This window comes from Oleiphilus sp. HI0125 (assembly GCF_001635355.1).
Map to the genome: position 1 here is coordinate 1 of NZ_LWGF01001321.1, position 813 is coordinate 813.

General features: G+C 45.6%; 1 protein-coding gene and 1 pseudogene. One reads left to right on the top strand and one right to left on the bottom strand.

The window, feature by feature from the left end; all coding sequences use genetic code 11:
• On the top strand, nucleotides 1-718 hold a 718-nt coding region (locus A3762_RS22670), incomplete at its 5' end, for a phosphomethylpyrimidine synthase ThiC (RefSeq protein WP_304439320.1).
• Here A3762_RS22670 and A3762_RS26165 read toward each other — a convergent pair.
• A pseudogene (locus A3762_RS26165) lies at nucleotides 675-813 on the bottom strand (LysR family transcriptional regulator); the annotation flags it as partial. The gene A3762_RS22670 and the pseudogene A3762_RS26165 overlap by 44 nt on opposite strands.

An 813-nucleotide genomic window follows, 5' to 3' on the forward strand; every position in this document is an offset into this window, starting at 1 on the left:
GCAGGGCGTTGATTATTTTACGATCCATGCCGGCGTATTGCTTCGTTATGTTCCGATGACTGCAAAACGCGTAACGGGAATCGTTAGTCGCGGTGGTTCGATTATGGCGAAGTGGTGTTTGGCTCATCATAAAGAAAACTTCCTCTATACCCATTTCGAGGAAATTTGCGCAATCATGAAAGCCTATGATGTTTGTTTCTCATTAGGCGATGGCTTACGTCCGGGGTCAATTGCCGATGCAAATGATGAAGCCCAGTTCTCTGAACTTCGTACCTTGGGCGAATTAACAAAGATTGCATGGAAACACGACGTTCAAACCTTTATTGAAGGCCCCGGACACGTGCCAATGCATATGATTAAAGAAAACATGGAAGAACAATTGGAGCACTGTGGTGAAGCGCCTTTCTATACTTTGGGGCCACTGACGACTGACATCGCTCCAGGATATGATCATTTCACTTCTGGTATAGGTGCAGCGCTTATTGGTTGGTATGGATGTGCAATGCTGTGTTACGTGACGCCAAAAGAACACTTGGGCTTACCTAATAAAGAGGATGTAAAACAAGGCTTGATTACTTATAAGATCTCGGCGCACGCCGCAGATCTCGCGAAAGGTCATCCCGGCGCACAGATTCATGATAACGCGATGAGTAAAGCGCGATTTGAGTTCAGATGGGAGCCATGCCATCACTTGTTCGAACAAGCAAAGGGTCGTTAAACAAATTTCGAAGACGTTTTAGACCATTACTCATCGCTGGCTGCGTAATACCTAAGTGGTTAGCTGCTTTTGTAACGTTTTGTTCGCGTAGTAGA